15 protein-coding genes are annotated in these 16,629 nt (G+C 75.0%); 8 read left to right on the top strand and 7 right to left on the bottom strand.

What is annotated here, in order from left to right:
• Positions 1-4: 4 nt before the first annotated feature.
• The 3 genes from ACGFZF_RS16855 to ACGFZF_RS16845 all read right to left on the bottom strand — a co-directional run bounded on the left by ACGFZF_RS16855 (position 5) and on the right by ACGFZF_RS16845 (position 2,593).
• On the bottom strand, positions 5-427 hold the full coding sequence (locus tag ACGFZF_RS16855; RefSeq protein ID WP_393554723.1) for a DUF350 domain-containing protein: 423 nt from the start codon (positions 425-427) through the stop codon (positions 5-7).
• 116 nt (positions 428-543) lie between these two features.
• Positions 544-1,161: an HdeD family acid-resistance protein gene (locus ACGFZF_RS16850; RefSeq protein WP_393554721.1), complete on the bottom strand. Its 618-nt coding sequence runs from the start codon at positions 1,159-1,161 to the stop codon at positions 544-546.
• A gap of 46 nt (positions 1,162-1,207) precedes the next feature.
• Entirely contained in the window at positions 1,208-2,593 is a 1,386-nt protein-coding gene (locus ACGFZF_RS16845) for a dipeptidase (protein WP_393554719.1), read from the bottom strand.
• Positions 2,594-2,842: 249 nt separating this feature from the next.
• On the opposite strand from ACGFZF_RS16845, the gene ACGFZF_RS16840 reads away from it, so the two are divergent.
• Positions 2,843-3,379 carry a DoxX family membrane protein gene (locus tag ACGFZF_RS16840; RefSeq protein WP_393554717.1) on the top strand — a complete coding sequence of 179 codons (537 nt, stop codon included), beginning with the start codon at positions 2,843-2,845 and terminating at the stop codon, positions 3,377-3,379.
• A 249-nt stretch (positions 3,380-3,628) separates the two neighbouring features.
• Complete coding sequence (locus ACGFZF_RS16835) at positions 3,629-4,984, top strand: cytochrome P450 (protein WP_393554715.1); 1,356 nt, start codon at positions 3,629-3,631, stop codon at positions 4,982-4,984.
• A gap of 142 nt (positions 4,985-5,126) precedes the next feature.
• On the opposite strand, the gene ACGFZF_RS16830 is transcribed toward ACGFZF_RS16835, so the two are convergent.
• Both ACGFZF_RS16830 and ACGFZF_RS16825 read right to left on the bottom strand, forming a co-directional pair.
• Entirely contained in the window at positions 5,127-5,960 is an 834-nt protein-coding gene (locus ACGFZF_RS16830) for a class I SAM-dependent methyltransferase (RefSeq protein WP_393554713.1), read from the bottom strand.
• Positions 5,961-6,069: 109 nt separating this feature from the next.
• Positions 6,070-7,332, bottom strand: coding sequence for a nucleotide sugar dehydrogenase (locus ACGFZF_RS16825; protein ID WP_393554711.1), 1,263 nt, complete (start codon positions 7,330-7,332; stop codon positions 6,070-6,072).
• A gap of 170 nt (positions 7,333-7,502) precedes the next feature.
• On the opposite strand from ACGFZF_RS16825, the gene ACGFZF_RS16820 reads away from it, so the two are divergent.
• The 6 genes from ACGFZF_RS16820 to ACGFZF_RS16795 are packed head-to-tail and all read left to right on the top strand — an operon-like array spanning position 7,503 to position 13,908.
• The gene (locus ACGFZF_RS16820; protein WP_393554936.1) at positions 7,503-8,756 is read left to right on the top strand and encodes an NAD-dependent epimerase/dehydratase family protein; all 1,254 of its coding nucleotides are present in this window, start codon (positions 7,503-7,505) and stop codon (positions 8,754-8,756) included.
• A gap of 12 nt (positions 8,757-8,768) precedes the next feature.
• Positions 8,769-9,824 (top strand): MraY family glycosyltransferase, encoded by a 1,056-nt coding sequence (locus ACGFZF_RS16815; RefSeq protein ID WP_393554709.1) that lies wholly within the window; start codon positions 8,769-8,771, stop codon positions 9,822-9,824.
• Positions 9,821-10,585, top strand: coding sequence for a WecB/TagA/CpsF family glycosyltransferase (locus tag ACGFZF_RS16810; RefSeq protein ID WP_393554707.1), 765 nt, complete (start codon positions 9,821-9,823; stop codon positions 10,583-10,585). Before ACGFZF_RS16815 ends, ACGFZF_RS16810 begins: the two co-directional genes overlap by 4 nt.
• The gene (locus tag ACGFZF_RS16805; protein WP_393554706.1) at positions 10,582-11,730 is read left to right on the top strand and encodes a glycosyltransferase family 4 protein; all 1,149 of its coding nucleotides are present in this window, start codon (positions 10,582-10,584) and stop codon (positions 11,728-11,730) included. Before ACGFZF_RS16810 ends, ACGFZF_RS16805 begins: the two co-directional genes overlap by 4 nt.
• Positions 11,727-12,866: a glycosyltransferase family 4 protein gene (locus ACGFZF_RS16800; protein WP_393554704.1), complete on the top strand. Its 1,140-nt coding sequence runs from the start codon at positions 11,727-11,729 to the stop codon at positions 12,864-12,866. The genes ACGFZF_RS16805 and ACGFZF_RS16800 overlap by 4 nt, the downstream gene beginning before the upstream one ends.
• Positions 12,841-13,908, top strand: a complete 1,068-nt coding sequence (locus ACGFZF_RS16795) for an LCP family protein (protein WP_393554703.1) — start codon at positions 12,841-12,843, stop codon at positions 13,906-13,908. The genes ACGFZF_RS16800 and ACGFZF_RS16795 overlap by 26 nt, the downstream gene beginning before the upstream one ends.
• 155 nt (positions 13,909-14,063) lie before the next feature.
• Here ACGFZF_RS16795 and ACGFZF_RS16790 read toward each other — a convergent pair whose 3' ends face one another.
• Entirely contained in the window at positions 14,064-15,101 is a 1,038-nt protein-coding gene (locus tag ACGFZF_RS16790; RefSeq protein ID WP_393554701.1) for a hypothetical protein, read from the bottom strand.
• On the bottom strand, positions 15,064-16,587 hold the full coding sequence (locus ACGFZF_RS16785) for an oligosaccharide flippase family protein (protein WP_393554699.1): 1,524 nt from the start codon (positions 16,585-16,587) through the stop codon (positions 15,064-15,066). The genes ACGFZF_RS16790 and ACGFZF_RS16785 overlap by 38 nt, the downstream gene beginning before the upstream one ends.
• Positions 16,588-16,629: the final 42 nt, after the last annotated feature.

The raw sequence follows: 16,629 nt of genomic DNA, 5'->3' as shown, positions 1-16,629 counted from the left end.
CCGGTCAGGCGATGGAGGCGGAGACGATCGCCGAGACCGCGATGTTGCAGGACGCCGTGACCCAGACCGCCGGGTGCGGCTGCGGATCCACCATGGTGGCCCCCAGCCTGCCGGGCGTGATCAGGTCCACCACCAGGAACGCCACGGCCATCATCACCAGTCCGAGCAGGCCGAACGCGGCCGTGGAGACGAGGCCCTTGCCGAAGTCGTGGTACGTCGTCCAGATCGACGTGAAGACGATGCCGCCGATGCCGAGCAGGGCGGAGCTGAGCAGCAGGGCGGCGTTGCGGTTGCGCTCCTCCCATATCTGCCGGCCGAGCTTCCCCGGGGTGAGGAGGTCGACGAGGACGATGCCGAGGATCAGCAGCACCACGCCGAGTGCGCCGTAGGCGGTGGCCCGGCCGAGGCCGTTGACGATGTCGGTCATGGAAGCCGGCTCCGAGGGGAGAGTGATCGTGGATGATCGCGGTCAAGGACCGGCAAAATGTAGCGCATGCGCGGAAGGCCCCGGCCGGGTGGCCGGGGCCTTCTCGGGGCGGGAGTTCACGCGTCGGCGGGCAGCGTCTTCGCCCTGGCCCGCACGCGGAACGCGGTGACGATCTCGACCGCCCCCACCACCAGCAGCCAGACGCCGACCAGGACGGTCAGCACCCGGGCCGACTCCAGCGGGGACACGATCAGCACGATGCCGGCGAGCGCGCTGACGATCCCGAGGAAGATCTGCCAGCCGCGTGCCGGCATGGTCTCGTCCGAGGCCGCCGCCACGGTCTGCGTGATGCCGCGGAAGAGCCAGCCGATGCCGATCCACAGCGCGAGCAGCAGCGTCGACTGCATGGCGCCGCGGAAGCAGAAGAGGCCCAGCAGGATCGACACCGCGCCGCTGATGAAGGCCATCACCCGCAGCGCGGTCGCGGCATGGGTGCCGAAGGCGGCGACGAGTTGCATCACGCCGCTGAACAGCAGGTAGAGACCGAACAGCACACCCGCGACGCGGAGCGTGGCGTCCGGCCACACCAGGACGATCACCCCCAGCGCCAGAGCCATCAGACCCGCGATCAGCAGGGCCTGCCAGGCGAGGTCGGCGAGCATGCGCAGGGGCCCCGGCGGCAGGTCCCCGGGGTGCGCGGGCCGCTCGGGCGGCGGTTCGTATGTCCGGGTCATGGGAGGACTCCCGTCGTCGGGCGCGGGGCCGTGCGGGGACGCACGGTCAGCGCGGTTCTGCGTACGCGCGGAGGAAGAGCGCCTCGGTCAGCGCCATGTTCTCGATCTCGGACGGATCCACGCTCTCGTTCGGCGCGTGGATGAGGCAGCCCGGCTCCTCCACGCCGATCAGCGCGATCTCCGCGTCCGGGAACCGGCCGGCCAGCACGTTGCAGAGCGGGATCGAACCGCCCTGCCCCGACTCGACCATGTCCTTCCCGTACGCCTCGCGCATCGCCGCGGCCAGGGCCCGGTAGGCCGGACCGTCGGTGCGGGCGCGGAAGGGCTGCCCGGCGCTCTCGGCCTCCACCTCGACCCGCGCGCCCCACGGCGCCGCCGCGACGAGGTGGTCGGTGAGCGCGCGCCGGGCGTCGTCCGCGTCGACGCCCGGGGGGACGCGCAGACTGACCCGGGCGCGGACCTTCGCCTGTACGGCCGCCGACGAGCCCACCACCGGCGGGCAGTCGATGCCCAGCACCGTGACGGCCGGCCGGGCCCACAGCTCGTCGGCCACCGAGCCCGTGCCGAGCAGGGACACGCCCTCCAGGGCGCCGACGTCGGCGCGGAACTGCTCGGCCGGATAGTCCACGCCGTCCCAGACCCCGTCGCCGGCCAGCCCCGTGACGGTGGTGCCGCCCTTCTCGTCCCGCAGGCTGTCGAGGATCCGTACCAGCGCGGCCAGCGCGTCGGGGGCGGGGCCGCCGAACATGCCCGAGTGCATCTCGCCCTTCAGCGTCGAGACGGTGACGACGACGTTGGTCAGGCCGCGCAGCGAGGTCGTGGCGGTGGGCAGGCCCAGGGCGAAGTTCCCGGTGTCGCAGATCAGCAGGCAGTCGGCGTCGAACAGGTCCGGCCGCCGTGGCACCAGCTCCTCGAGGCCGCCGGTGCCCTGCTCCTCCGACCCTTCCGCGACGAACTTGACGGAGACGGGGAAGCCGCCCCCGTCCGCCCCGCCCAGGGCCCTCAGCGCGGTGAGGTGCATGGCGATGTTGCCCTTGCAGTCCGCGGTGCCGCGCCCGTACCAGCGGCCGTCGCGTTCGGTCAGCTCGAAGGGCGGGGTGGTCCAGGCGTCGTCGTCGAGCGGCGGCTGGACGTCGTAGTGGCAGTAGAGGAGCACCGTGGGGGAGCCGGCCGGGCCGGGGGCGTGGCCGACGACCGCGTCGGTGCCGTCGGGGGTGGTCACCCGGCGCATGTCCCCGAGTCCGGCCTCGGTGAAGGCCCGGACCAGGAAGTCGGCCGTCCTCGCGCACTCCTCGGGCGGGAACTGCCGCGGGTCCGCGACCGAGCGCATCGCGACGAGCTCGGTCAGGTCCTGCTTGGCGCGCGGCATCAGGGCCCGGATCCGCTCCCGCAGCGCGGCGGTCTCGGCGGATGGGGTGGACTCGGCGGTCATGCGTACCCACTTCCCTCGGGCCTGCCCCGGTCGGTGGCGGCGCTCTCACTAAAGCAATAGCGGACAAATGCCGCAAAATATGACCCGAACGGCGCAGCATCGCGCGGTCGCCGGGCGTCCCCGCGACCAGAGTGGAGACGTACGCCCTCGCGGACCGCCCGCGGTACGTCCGCCCGCCGCCGCGTGCCCCCCGCCCCACGACGCGGGCGCACGCCCCGCGATCCCGCCCCCCACGTACCGGGAGACCCCATGAACCTCAACCGACGCGACCTCGGGCTCCTCGTCCTACGGGTCGGCACCGGCGCCGTCCTGGCCGCGCACGGAACCCAGAAGCTCTTCGGCTGGTTCGGCGGAGGCGGCATCGAGGGCACCGCCCACGCCATGGAGGCGATGGGCTTCTCGCCGCCGCGCGAGAGCGCGATCGCCGCGGGCCTCGGGGAGGCGGGCGGCGGCGCCCTGCTCGCCCTCGGCCTCGCCACCCCGGCCGCCGGCGCCGCCGCGGCCGGTGCCATGGCCGGTGCGGTCTCCGTGCACGCCCCGGCCGGCTTCTTCGCCCAGTCAGGCGGCTTCGAGTACCCCGCGTTCCTCGGCTTCACCGCGGCCGCCATCGGCATCGCCGGCGCCGGCCGCTACTCCCTCGACCACGCCACGGGACACGTCCTCGACCGCCCCTGGGTCGTCGCCACGGCCTTCCTCGGCAGCGCGCTGGCCGCCGCGGCCGTGGTCGGCCGCCGCGCCGTGGCCCAGTCGGACGACGACGACACGGACGACGGCGAGGACCTGTGAGGCGCCGCGGCTGACGAAGCCGGGCGGCCGGCACACCGGCCGGCCGCCCGGCGCGGGGATGAGACGGGGTGCGGCGCCGAGCCGTCGGACCGCCGCACCGAGCCCCCGGCCGCCGCCGCGCTCCGGTCCGGCCCGCGGCGCGCCCCGGGCGGGCTCCACTTGCCGTGTCCGGCCCGCACCCGCCCCGACCTCGTGTGACGCCGCGCACGCGCGCCCGACGAGGCCCCGCCGTCGTGTTAGCGTCCGGCGGTGACCTCTCCGGCCCTGGACGCTGCCCTTCCTCCTTCCGGCGGCGGCGCGGCCGGCGACGGACGCGAACCGCTCGGTCTCCTCGACCTGTTCGGGGACGGCTTCGTACGCGAGCCGTACCCCTGGCTGGACACCCTGCGCGCCGAGGCGCCGGTGCACCACGATCCGGGCACCGGCCTGTGGCTCGTCAGCGGCTACGAGGACGTACGGCGGGTCCTGCTCGACCCGGCCGCCTACCGTCCGGACAACGCCCAGCACGCGGTCGACCCGCTGCCCGTCCCCGTCCTGCGGGTGCTCGCCCGGTCCGGGTTCCGCCTGCCGCCCGCCCTCGCGAACAACGGCACCCCCAGCCATCACGGGCTGCGCCGCACCGTCACCCGCTTCTTCAACGCCCCACGGGTGGCCGCGGCCGTCCCGGTGATCGAGCGGATCGCCGACGAGCTGCTCGACACGGTCGAGGCACGGACGGCGGCCGGTGGCGCGTGCGACCTGTTCGAGACCTTCGCCCAGATCCTGCCCTGCCGCGTGCTGATGGAGCTGCTCGGCATCGAGGGCGTCGACCCGGCCACCCTGGTGCGCTGGAGCGACGCGTCGCTGGAGCTGTTCTGGGGGCGGCCCGCACCGGAGCGGCAGCTGGAACTGGCGGAGCTCGCGGGCGAGTTCCACCGGTGGCTCACCGCGACCGTGCGCGGCGCCGAGGCCGCGCCGGACTCGTTCATCGGCGCGCTGACCCGCCATCTGCTGCCCGACGGCCGGCCGCTCGACGTCGCGACCGCCGTCGGCGCGTGCTTCTTCGTCTTCATCGCCGGGCAGTCCACGACCGGGCAGCTCATCTCGACCGTGCTGCACCGCGCGCTCGGCGAACCCGGACTGTGGCCGCGGCCCGCGAGCGAGCCCGGTCTGGCCGAGGCGTGGGTGGAGGAGGTGCTGCGCCGCGAGCCGCCGGTGACCACCTGGCGCCGCGTCACCGCGCACCCCGTGGAACTCGGCGGGGTACGGCTCCCCGCCGGGGCGCAGCTGCTGCTCATGCTGATGGGCACCGGCTCCGACCCGGAGGTGTTCACCGACCCCGAGCGGATGTGCCCCCACCGTCCGAACGCCCGCCACCACCTCGCGTTCGGCGTGGGACGTCACCGCTGTCCGGGCGCGTCCCTGGCGCGCACGGAGGCGGCGGTCGCGCTGCGGGCTGCGGCCCGTCGCCTCCCGGACGTCCGCCTCGCGGGAGCCCCGGAACCCGGCACGGCGGCCGGGCGGTCGGCCGCCCCGGCGGCAGCCGCCCCCGCACCGCAGCAGCCGCCGATGCTCGGCCTGCTGTCCTTCCGGGCTCCCCTGCGGGTGCCGGTCGTACGGCGCTGACCCCTGAGCCCGCCGGTCGTACCGGCGCGGTGACCCGCGCCCGCCCGGTCGTGTCGGCACCGACCCGCGCACGGGCCGGGCGCGGGGATCCGACCGGCACCTGCCGGCCGCCCTCACCGCCCCCGGCCGTGCGTGCCGCCCGTCAGCCCCGGCCGGTGAACGAGGCGCCGAAGCCGTTGCCCGGGTGCCAGTGGTCGCGGGGCCGGTCGTCGAAGTGCAGGAAGCGGCGCCCCTGGTCCTCCGACCAGTGCGCGAGGCAGGGCCACGCGTGGCTCCTGCTGGACAGCACCAGGGCGTCCGCCGAGAGCGCCGGGGCGACGGCGGCGAGTTCGGCGTCCTCGTGGTCCGCGCTCACCGAGGTGTCCAGCAGCACCATGTCGACCCCCCGCTCCTGGACCCGCGGGCTCGCCAGGACCTGGACGGAGTCGCCCACGACCTGGTCCACCACGGCCCGGTACGGCCCCTGGATCAGCTCGCCGGCCCGGGGGTCGACGTCGACGGTGGTGAGCCGCCCCGAGCCGTTGCGCAGCAGGGCGGCGGCGATGAGGCTGCTGGCGATGCCCCGGTGGGGTCCGGCCTCGACCACGTGCGCGGGTGCGAGAGTGCGGACGAAGGCGTAGTAGGCCACGCGGCGGCCGTACCGCACCTCGCGGTCGCACGTGCCCGAGCGGACGCTGGTGGCGAGTCCCCGGGCGAGGGTCCGGCGCAGTTCCGCGTCCTCCTCCGCCTCCCGGACGTGCGCCCGTACCTGCTTCACGGGCGCGCCGGTCACCTCGCTGACGAACCAGCACAGGTGGTCGTGGTTGGAGGGCTCCAGGTCGTACGTGAAGCAGGAGTGCTCACGGGAACGGACGAGCCAGGAGCCCGAGCGCTTGAGGACGCGGGCGTCGTGGCGGGCCACGGTGGCCAGTCGCAGGGGCAGCGCGGCCGCCCGCGCGAGCGGCGTGGCGGCGATCTTCCGGGTCAGGTTCTGCATGGGGGGAGGCTAGGGGCGCGGGCCGCCGCGCCCCCCGAAGCGTTCGCCCATGTCGCGCGGCGTCGCCGGAGTGGCCCAAGGACTTCAGCCGGTCGATGCCCCGCGCGGCTCAGAGTTGTGCCACCGCCTCCCCGAGGCAGCGGCCGCGGGTGTCGAAGACGAGGCGCGCGTGCTGCTCGACCAGTACGTAGTCGAAGGCGTCGTGGTCCGTCGTGACGACGACGATGTCGGCGTCGCGCAGCTCCTCCTCCGTCAGGTCCACGCAGAGCACGTGCGCCGGCAGGTGGACGGGATCCGCGAAGGGTTCGACGGCCCGGACCCGGGCGCCGGCCTCGTGCAGGAGGCGCGCCACCTCGACGGCCGGGGACTCGCGTACGTCGCCGGTGTTCTTCTTGTAGGCGAGCCCGAGGAGCAGGACACGGGCTCCCGCCGGCTCCCGGCCGAGGGCCTCGGCCACGCGCTGGACGACGTACCGCGGCATGTGCGTGTTGATCTCGTTGGCGAGGGAGATGAACCGGACGTCGTGGCTGAGCGTCCGGCGCACCTGCCAGGCGAGGTAGGTCGGGTCGACGGGCAGGCAGTGGCCGCCCACCCCGGGGCCCGGCAGGAAGGGCATGAAGCCGAAGGGCTTGGTCGCGGCGGCGGCCACGGCCTCCCGGATGTCGACGCCCAGGGGGCGGGCGCACATCGCCAGTTCGTTCACCAGCGCGATGTTGACCTGGCGGAAGGTGTTCTCCAGGAGCTTGGTGAGTTCGGCCGTGCGCGGCGAGGAGACCGGCACGGTGCGGTCCACGATCCGGCCGTAGAAGTCCTCGAGCGCGGCGAGCGAGTCCGCGTCGACGCCGGAGACCACCTTCGGGGTGTTCTCCAGGCGCCACCGGGCGTTGCCCGGGTCGATGCGCTCGGGGCTGTAGCCGAGACGGAAGTCCCGCCCCGCGCGCAGTCCGCTGCCGTGTTCGAGGATCGGCCGCAGGACGTCCTCGGTGGTGCCCGGATAGGACGTCGACTCCAGCACGACGGTCGCGCCGGGACGCAGGTGCGGGGTGACGGAACAGGCGGCGCTCTCGACGTACGAGAGGTCGGGCGCCCCGTCCCGCAGCGGTGTCGGCACGGCGATCACGCAGACGTCGAAGCCCTGGGCCCCGGCGTAGTCCTGCGTGATCGTCAGCCCGTCGTCGAGCACGGCGCGCAGGCGCGCGTCGGGGATGTCCTCGACGTAGGAGCCGCCCGCTGTCAGCCGCTTGACCCGCTGCTCGTCGACGTCGAGCCCGGTCACCCGGAAGCCCGCTTCGGCGGCCGCGACCGCCAGCGGGAGCCCGACGTATCCGAGCCCGATCACGACGACGTGGCGCGGTGCCTCGGTTGGTCCCATGAAGGCATTCTCCGATCGAGGAACGACAGAAACAGATCGTGTTTATCACCGGATATCGGGAGAAGAGGGATTAATTTACCGACGGCGGTCAGGCGCCTTCGCGGGATCACCCCGATACCGCAACCGGATCCCGCGCGGGCCGGGACAGCGACGACGGAACGGGTTTGAGCATGGAATCCCTCACCTATCTGGTCACCGGCGGCGCCGGCTTCATCGGATCCCATCTCACGGAGGCCCTGCTGGGCGCGGGCCAATCCGTCGTCGTCCTCGACGACCTGTCCACCGGCGACCTCGGGAACCTCGCGGCGGTCGCCTCCCACCCCCGGCTCCGGTTCGTCCGGGGATCCGTCCTGGACGCGTCCCTGGTCGACGAGCTGACCGGCGCCTGCGGGGCCGTCGTCCATCTGGCGGCGGCGGTGGGCGTGCGCCGGATCGTGGAGCGGCCGCTGGAGTCGTTCACGACGAACGTCCGGGGGGCCGAGCACGTCATCGGCGCCGCCCACCGCCACCGGCGCCCCCTGCTGCTCGCCTCCACCTCCGAGATCTACGGCAAGAACACCTCCGGTCCGCTGACCGAGACCGCGGACCGGGTGCTCGGCGCCACGACCGTCGCCCGCTGGTCCTACTCGACGGCGAAGGCCGTCGACGAGATCCTCGCCTTCGCCTACCACCGTGAGCACGGCCTGCCCGTCACGGTGGTCCGCCTCTTCAACACCGTCGGGCCCCGTCAGTCCCCGGCCTACGGCATGGTCGTGCCACGCCTGGTCCGCCAGGCCGTGACCGGCGCGCCCCTGACCGTCTACGGCGACGGCCGGCAGAGCCGCTGCTTCGCCCATGTGGCCGACGTGGTCGACGCGTTGATGCGCCTGCTCGCCCATCCCGGCGCGGTCGGCCGGGTGTTCAACGTCGGCACCTCGGACGAGATCTCCGTCGCGGAGCTCGCCGCACGCATCCTCCGGCGCACGGGCAGCGACTCGCCGGTGCGTCTCGTGCCCTACGAGGAGGTGTACGGCACGGGCTACGGCTTCGAGGACATGGAGCGCCGGATCCCGGACACGACGAGGCTCCGTGAGCTGACGGGGTGGAGCCCGCGGCGCACCCTGGACGACATCCTCGACGCGGCGATCGACGACGCCCGGCGCGCCTGCGCCGTGCCCGCAGGCCCCTCGTCCACGGCCTCCACCGGCGATGCGGGAGAGCCCGTGCCCGACCCGGGCACGGCCCCGGAACCCCCGGAGCGCTCCGCGACCGGCACCCACCCGGACCTTGCCCCGGACGTTCCCGCCGACGCCGGGCCGGCGGCCTCACTCCTTCCGGTCACCGCGCCGGACGGCACCGCCTCCCCGACCGTGCCCGGTACCCGCCGTGTGGGGACACCCCCGGGCGCCGGACAGACCACCGCCTCCCCCCAACACCTCTCCTGACGGGACGTCACCGTGGTCCTCGGCATCGCGGCCGTCGCCGCCCTCCTGCTCAGCGTGGTGCTCGTGGGGCTCGTACGCGCCTGGGCCCTGCGCCTGGGGCTCGTCGACCGCCCCGCCGGCCGCAAGGCTCACGACCGGCCCACCCCCCACCTCGGCGGCGTCGCCGTCGCCGTCGGCACGGTCGCCGTCAGCCTGGTGGCCTGGTGGACCGGCGTCCCGCTCGGCTCCGGCACCGGCGCGCTGCTCCTGGCCGCCGGAGCCGTCGCCGTCCTCGGCCTCGTCGACGACCTGCGGCCCATGGGCGCCCGCTCCCGACTGGTCGTCGAGGCGGGAGCGGCGACGCTGGTGGTGCACCACGCCGGGTTCGGGCTCCTCCTGGGGGCTCTCGCGGTCGTCTGGATCACCTTCGTCACCAACGCCTTCAACCTGCTGGACAACTCGGACGGCGCGATGGGCACGGTCGGCGCCGTCACCGCCTTCGGCCTGAGCGTCTGCGCGGCGGCGGAGGCGCTGTACGGGCTCGCCCTCGTGCTGTGCGCCCTGGCCGCCGCGCTCGCCGGGTTCCTGATCCACAACTGGTACCCGGCACGGATCTTCCTCGGCGACTGCGGCTCCCTGTTCACCGGCTTCGTCCTGGCCTCCGCCGCCGTCCTCGTCCACGACGGCCACGAGCCGCTGACGACCGCCGGATCCGTCTTCGCCCTGTCGGCCGTCGTCGCCGCCGACAGCCTCCTCGTGGTGGTCTCCCGCCGGCGCGCCGGCCGGTCCGTGCTCATGGGCGGCACCGACCACATCGCCCACCGGCTGCGCCGGCTCGGCCTGACCACACCGGGCGCGGCCGTCCTCCTCGGCGTCGCGTCCGGTGCGGGCGTCGTCGTCGGCCTGCTGCTGCACCGGGGGCTGCTCGGCCCGACCGCCGCCCTCTGGGTGGCGGCCGGCGTCCTGGCCGCGGTCCTCGGCCTGCTCCGTGTCCCCGTCTACACCCGGCACGCGCCCCACCCGCGCCTGCCCGGACGTCCGGCCGCCCCGGGCACCACCGTCGACATGGCCGGAGGACGAGGAAGATGACCGCGAAGCCCTCCCTGCCCACCGTGCTGTGCGCCGGGGTCCCGGTGGCGGCGACGACCCCCGAGACCGCCACGTCCCATGTCGTCCGGCTGGCCCGGGCCCGCGTCCCCGCCGACGTCCACCTGTGCAACGCCTACACCCTGGCCCTGGCCGACGTCGACCCGGAGCTGCGCCGCGTCCTGCGCGAGGCGCGGCTCAACCTGCCCGACGGACAGGGCGTCGTGTGGGCCAACCGGCTCGCGCACCGCGACCGCGACGTGCCGCGTGTCCGGGTCTACGGACCCGACCTCTTCCTCGGCGTCGTCCGGGCCGGTCAGGACGCGGACCTCACCCACTACCTCCTCGGCTCCACCCGCGAGGTGCTCGACCGCCTCACCGCCGAACTGCTGGCCCGCTTCCCGCGCGCCCGCATCGTCGGTTCGGAGGCCCCGCCCTTCTGCGAGGTCACCGACGAACTGCGCCGGGCACAGGCCGACCGGATCGCCGCGAGCGGCGCCCAGATCGTGTGGGTGGGGCTCGGCACCCCGAAACAGGACCACGAGGCGGCCCGTCTCGCCGCCCTCCACCCGGCCGTCTACGTCGCCGTCGGCGCCGCGTTCGACTTCGTCTCGGGCAACAAGCGGCAGGCCCCGCTCTGGATGCAGCGGCACGGTCTCGAATGGCTGTTCCGGCTGTGCAGCGAACCGCGCCGGCTGGCCCGCCGCGTGCTCTGGGGCCATCCGCGGTTCGTCTGGGCGGCGTGGAAGGGAGCCCGCGCATGACCCCCGCCCCGCGCCCGCTGCGCATCGCCCTGGTCCACAGCTTCTACGGAGGCGCGGTGCCCGGCGGAGAGAACACGGTGGCGCTCGACCAGGCCGAGGCGCTGCGCCGCGCCGGCCACGAGGTCCACCTCGTGGCCGCCCGCACCGACGATCTCGCCGCGAGTCCCCTGCACCCGCTGCGCTGCGCCGTGACGGTCGCCGGCGGACCCGGCCGCACCCCGCTCCCCGCGCTGCGGGAGCTCGCCCCCGACGTGGTCCACGTGCACAACCTCTTCCCCAACTTCGGCCGCGCCTGGGCCGCGCGGTGGACCGGCCCACTCGTCGCCACCCTGCACAACTACCGTCCGCTGTGCGCCTCCGCCGTCCTCTACCGGGACGGCGCGCCGTGCACCCGCTGCCCCGACGGCGACCGCTGGGCGGGGCTGCGCAACGGCTGCTACCGCGGCTCGCGTCTGGCCACCCTTCCGCTGGCCTGGGCCTCCCGGCGCGGTGTGGCCGGCGACCCGCTGCTGCGCCGCGCCGACCGGCTGGTCGTCCTGTCGGACCTGAGCCGGGAGACCTTCGAGCGCGCCGGCGTCCCCGCGCCCCGGATGGCGCTCATCCCGAACTTCGTCCCGGCACCGGCCACCGCCACGGCCCCGGCGGTCCCCGCCTGGGTCTACGTCGGCCGGCTCAGCGAGGAGAAGGGCATCCTCGAACTCCTGCGCCGCTGGCCCGCCGGCGTACGGCTCGACGTCATCGGCAACGGACCGCTGGAGGAGGACTGCCACGCCGCGGCGCCCGCCTCCGTGCGCTTCCTCGGAGCCCTGGACCGGAACGCCCTGCGGGCACTGCTCCCCGGCTACCACGGCGCCGTCTTCCCCAGCCGCTGCTACGAGGGCGCCGTGCCCCTCGTGTACGTCGAGGCCCTCGCCGCGGGCCTGCCGGTGCTCGCCTTCGAGGGGTCCTCGGTGCCGTCGGCGGTCCGGTCCGAAGGCACCGGGGCCGTCACCTCCTGGGACGCCCCGCTCACCGACGCGCTGCACGCCGCGGACCGGATCTTCCCCGCCCTGCGCGAGCACTGCCGCGCGGTCTACACCCGCCAGTACGGCGAACGGGCCTGGACCGAGCGCATGGTGGGCCTCTACCGCGAGCTGACGGCATGACCGCGCCCCGTGTGGGTCTGGTCGTGCCCTACCTCACCTCCTACCGGCTGCCCTTCTTCACCCGCCTGCGCGCCGAACTCGGCGCCCGCGGCATCGAGCTGACCGTCGCCCACGGACAGCCGACCGGCCTGTCCGCCGCCCGTCGCGACACCGTCGCCCTGCCCGGCGCGGTCGAACTGCGCCAACGCGCCCGGCGCGTCGCGGGCCGCGATCTGGTCTGGCTCGGGGTCGGCGCGCTCGCCCGCACCAGCGACGCCCTCGTGCTTCCCCAGTCGATGCACCACCTGCACACCTACCCGCTGCTCGCCGCCCGACGGCCCCGGATCGGCCTCTGGGGCCACGGGCGCACCCACGTCTCGGCGCACGGGCCGGCCGCCCGGCGTGTCAAGGAAGCCCTGACCCGGCGCGCCGACTGGTTCTTCGCCTACACCGAGGCGGGCGGCGCGTACGCGGTCGAGGCCGGGCTGCCCCGGCAGCGGGTCACCGTCGTCCGCAACGCGCTCGACACCACGGCGCTCGCCACCGCACGCGCCGCGGTCGACGAGGCCGAACGGCGGGCGCTGCGCGAGCGCCACGGCCTCACCCCGGGCCGGACCGCCCTCTACGTCGGCGGCCTCGACGCGCTCAAGCGCATCCCCTTCCTCCTCGACGCCGCGGACCGCGTCGGCCGCCGGCTGCCCGGCTTCCGGCTCGTCGTCGCCGGCGACGGCGCCCACCGGCCGCTGGTCCGGGCCGCCCAGGCGGCCGGCGGGCCCGTCGTGTACGTCGGACCCGTCGGCGACCGCGACAAGGCCCGGCTGGGCGCCGTCTGCGACGTCCTCCTGGTGCCGGGCGCCGTCGGACTGTGCGCCGTGGACTCCTTCGCTCTGGAGACCCCTGTGATCACCTGCCCGTGGCCCTACCACGGGCCCGAGTTCGAGTACCTGGACAGCGGACGCAACGCCCTCGTCGCCCCCGACGACCCGGCGGCGTACGCGGCGGCCGTCACCGGACTCCTCCGCGCGCCGCACGAACTCGACCGGCTGCGGAGTGCCTGCCAGGCGGACGCCGGGCGCTACACGGTCGAGGGAATGGCCGCCCGGTTCGCCCACGGCGTGGAAGGCCTCATCCATGGCACGACGCACGGCACACCCTGACCGACCGGCCGCGGCCCGCCCGGCACCCCCGACGCGCACCCGCCGGTTGCTCCTCCTCACCGGGCTGGGACTGGCCCTGCTGCTCGTGGCGACGGCCGCGGCAGCCTCGGTGCTCTACGTCCGCCTCGACGGGAACATCCGTACCGACGACGCCGCCGCCCGGGCGCTGGCGGCCGACCAGGCAGCCCGACCCAGGTCGCTGGCCCCCAGGGCCCAGAACATCCTGCTGCTCGGTTCCGACCTGGAGACGGTCAAGGACAGCGAGCGCAGCGACACGACGATCCTGCTGCACCTGTCCGCGGACCGGAAGAGCGCCGCCGCCGTGAGCGTGCCGCGCGACCTCATGGTGCAGATCCCCCGCTGCCTCCGGCCGGACGGCAGCCGCAGCCGCGCCCAGTACGCCCAGTTCAACTGGGCTTTCCAGTTCGGCGGCGCGGCCTGCGCCATCCGTACCTTCGAGGACTTCAGCGGCATCCGGATCGACCACCACCTCGTCGTCAGTTTCACGGGATTCCAGGAGGTCGTCGACGCTGTCGGCGGTGTCGAGGTGGAGATCACCGAGCCGGTCAGCGAACCGGAGTACGGCATCACGCTCCAGCCCGGACACCGCCTCGTGAAGGGCAAGGAGGCGCTGACCTTCGTGCGGACCCGCGTCGGGGTCAGCGACGGCAGCGACCTCCAGCGCATCGAACGGCAGAAGCAGTTCGTCCGCTCGCTCTTCGACAAGCTCCGCGACGCGGGCACCCTGACCAACCCCACCCGGCTCTGGCCGCTGCTCGACGCCGCCACGTCGGCGCTGACCGCCGACCCGGGGCTGGAATCCCCCGGCGAGCTGTACGGACTGATGAGCAGCGCCGGCCGGATCCCCTCCGACCAGGTGCGGATCGTGACGCTCCCCTGCGTGGAGGACCCCGACCGCTGGGGCAACTACCAGATGGTCAAGGGCCAGGGGCCGGCCCTCCTCAAGGCGCTCCGCGAGGACCGGCCGCTGCCCGACCACCTGTACAACGCCTACCGCCCCGACGGCCGGCCCAAGACCTGACCATGGCCGGAGCCCGGCGACCACGGGCGTCCGGGGCGGTCGTCGCGCTGCCCGGGACGACCGCCCGGAGAGGACCTGGGGACCCTCATCCTCCGCCTTGGATCCGAAGCCCTGGCACACCGCTCACTGACCCGGCCTGATCGACAAGACACCCCCTACCCCGCGCCCAGCGCCGTGATCGCCGGCCACGGACCCGACCGGGGCGCGGGCACCGGCAGCCGCCCGGCGAGCATGTGCCGCAGCGCGTGCAGCTCCGTCAGGTGGGCACGGGCCCACGCAGCGCCCCGGGCACCGGCCGACAGGAGCCCGTCGGGGTCCGTGCCGAGCAGCTCCCGAACCCGCTCCGCGCCCTCGCGCGGGGTGTCCGCCAGATGCAGCCCGTTCTCCGGGCCCGGCAGCCAGTCCAGGCCCGGCTGGCGGGAGGTGACGTGCACCCGGCCCGCGCTGAGCGCGATGGGCAGCCGGTCGGAGAAGTACCCCGCATGGCCCCGGTAGCGGTCCCAGCCCACGGTGATCAGCGCCCGCCGCATCACGGCCAGCTGGTCGTCGTACGGCACCGGGCCGCGAGCGTGCGGACCGCGCCAGCCGCGCCCGTAGATCGACAGCTCGCACCCCGGGACGCGGGCCAGCGCGCGGGCCAGCCGGCCGCGTTGACCGTCGTCCGCGATCAGTTCGACACCGCAGAACGTGAGCCGCGAACCCACCAGGGCGACCCCGCTCGGGGCGTTCCCCGGGTCGGGGCACTCGGCGAAGCAGAGCGGCGTCACGTGCGGCACGTAGCGCACCTCACGGCCGCAGGCGCGGCGCAACAGCTCCGCCTGCGCGCCGAGCGCCACGCTGAACACGACGTCGGCGTGCCGCAGCCAGGCCAGGTTCCGTGCCTTCAGCCGCTTGCGCCCGCCCCAGGCGTCGCCCTCCCACACGACGACAGGCGGCGACCCGAGACGGCGCAGCAGCCCGGCGACGTCCCGTTCCGTCCAGGGGTACGGCTGCGGGGACTGGACGAAGACCAGGTCCGGCCGCTCCCCGGCGGCCGGCCCCGCCACCCGTTCCGGCGTCGCGGCCGGGGCGATCCACTCGTGCCGCAGCACGCCCCGGACGGTCAGCTCGCGGAAGGCGCGCAGGAACCCGTAGTCGGGGCTGACGGGCGGATGTTCATTGCTGACGTGCAGGACGAGGGGCGGACCGGCCACGGAGTCTCCAGGGGTACGGACGGGGGAGCAGACCATGGCGGACGGCCACGGCGTGGAGCGGAAGCCGGGCGCGCAGCGGCGCCGCGCACACCAGCACGGCGAGCACCGCCGCGCAGCCCAGCAGCAGCCGGTGCGGAGGGGAGTCGCCGGCCGCCGCACCCAGGTGCCCGGCCAGGGCCAGCAGCCCGCCGGCCGCGAGGTGGACGGCGTGGACCCGCAACAGCGGAGCCGGCGCGACGACGCCGTGCGCCCTCCAGCGCAGCAGCTGCGCCGTGTGGCCGACGAGCGGACCGGCGAGGGCCGCGGCGGCCAGCAGCGGGAGCGAATCCTGTGCGACGACCGCGGCCAGCGCGACGGCGATCGCCGAGGCGGCCCAGGCCTGGCAGACGAGCAGCGAACGCCGGTCGTCCCGGGCCTGGTTGACGTTGTCGCCGACCAGTACGACCAGCGCCACCGCCGAGCCCGCGGCCAGCAGGGGCACCAGCCGGGAGGCCACGTCCCAGCCCGGGCCGAGCAGCACGTCCAGCGCCGCCGGACCCAGACCGGCGAACACCCCGAAGCCGATGAAGCCGATCGCGGAGGCCAGGCACAGCACGTCGGACACGGCCTGCCGGGACCGCCCCCGGTCGGCGGCGAGCACCGGCGTCGCGGCCTGGCCGATGCCCTGCGCGAGCACCGTCAGGGGCAGGGCGGTGAAGAGTGTCGCGCGGGAGTGGTACCCGGCGGCCGAGGCGCCGAGGCGCCCGGCCAGCCAGAGCGGGGCGTTGTTGCACAGGTACTGAGAGAGGCTGAACGCGCTGAAGAAGCCCGACGCGTCGACGAGGCCGCGCGCCCGCGGCCGTTCCCCGTCCGGCAGGTCCTGGCGGCGCAGCAACCGGAGCGCGCCGGCCAGCAGGACTGCGGTGCCCAGCGGCGCGGGGACGGCGAGGGCGAACGGATCCCATCCGGTGGCGAGCAGGATGAGGGCGGTGGCGGCGCCGACGGCGTTTCCGGTGAGTTCGAGCCGGACGACCTGCGCCGTGCGCCCGCAGCGGCGCAGGGCCGCCGTGGCCGCGAGCGCGGCGGGCAGCACCAGGAACTGAAGGCCGATCAACCGCAGGAGCGGGGCCACGTCCGGCATGTCCCACAGCGCGGTCACCACGGGGGTGACCGCCTGCGTGGCCAGACAGCACAGCACCCCGCTGACCGCGCCGATGCGCAGGACCAGCGTGACCAGCTGCCGGGTGAGCCGCTCGGCGGTGAGCAGGCACGTGGCGACGCCTCCGTTGGCGAAGTACCCGAGGACGCCGGACACGGCGACCGCCGTCGCGAACGCGCCGAACGAGGCGGGCGAGACGACGCGCGCGGTGCAGGCGGTGTACGCGAGCTGCAGCACGATCGTGGCCGCGGAGCCCGCGTAGTTCCACAGCAGCCCGCGCAAGGCGTGACGGGCGCGGCTGTCCGGCGGTTCGGCCGCGGGGGTCGCGGCGGCCTCCCCGGGGCTCACGCGGCGCCGGGAAGGGAGACCGGCGGGCGGTGCCGCGCCGCC

Origin of the sequence: Streptomyces sp. NPDC048338 (assembly GCF_043201055.1) — a bacterium.
In the GTDB taxonomy this organism is placed as follows: Bacteria; Actinomycetota; Actinomycetes; order Streptomycetales; family Streptomycetaceae; genus Streptomyces.
The sequence above is the reverse complement of the archived record's forward strand: the minus strand, read 5'-3'. Positions and strand labels throughout refer to the sequence as shown.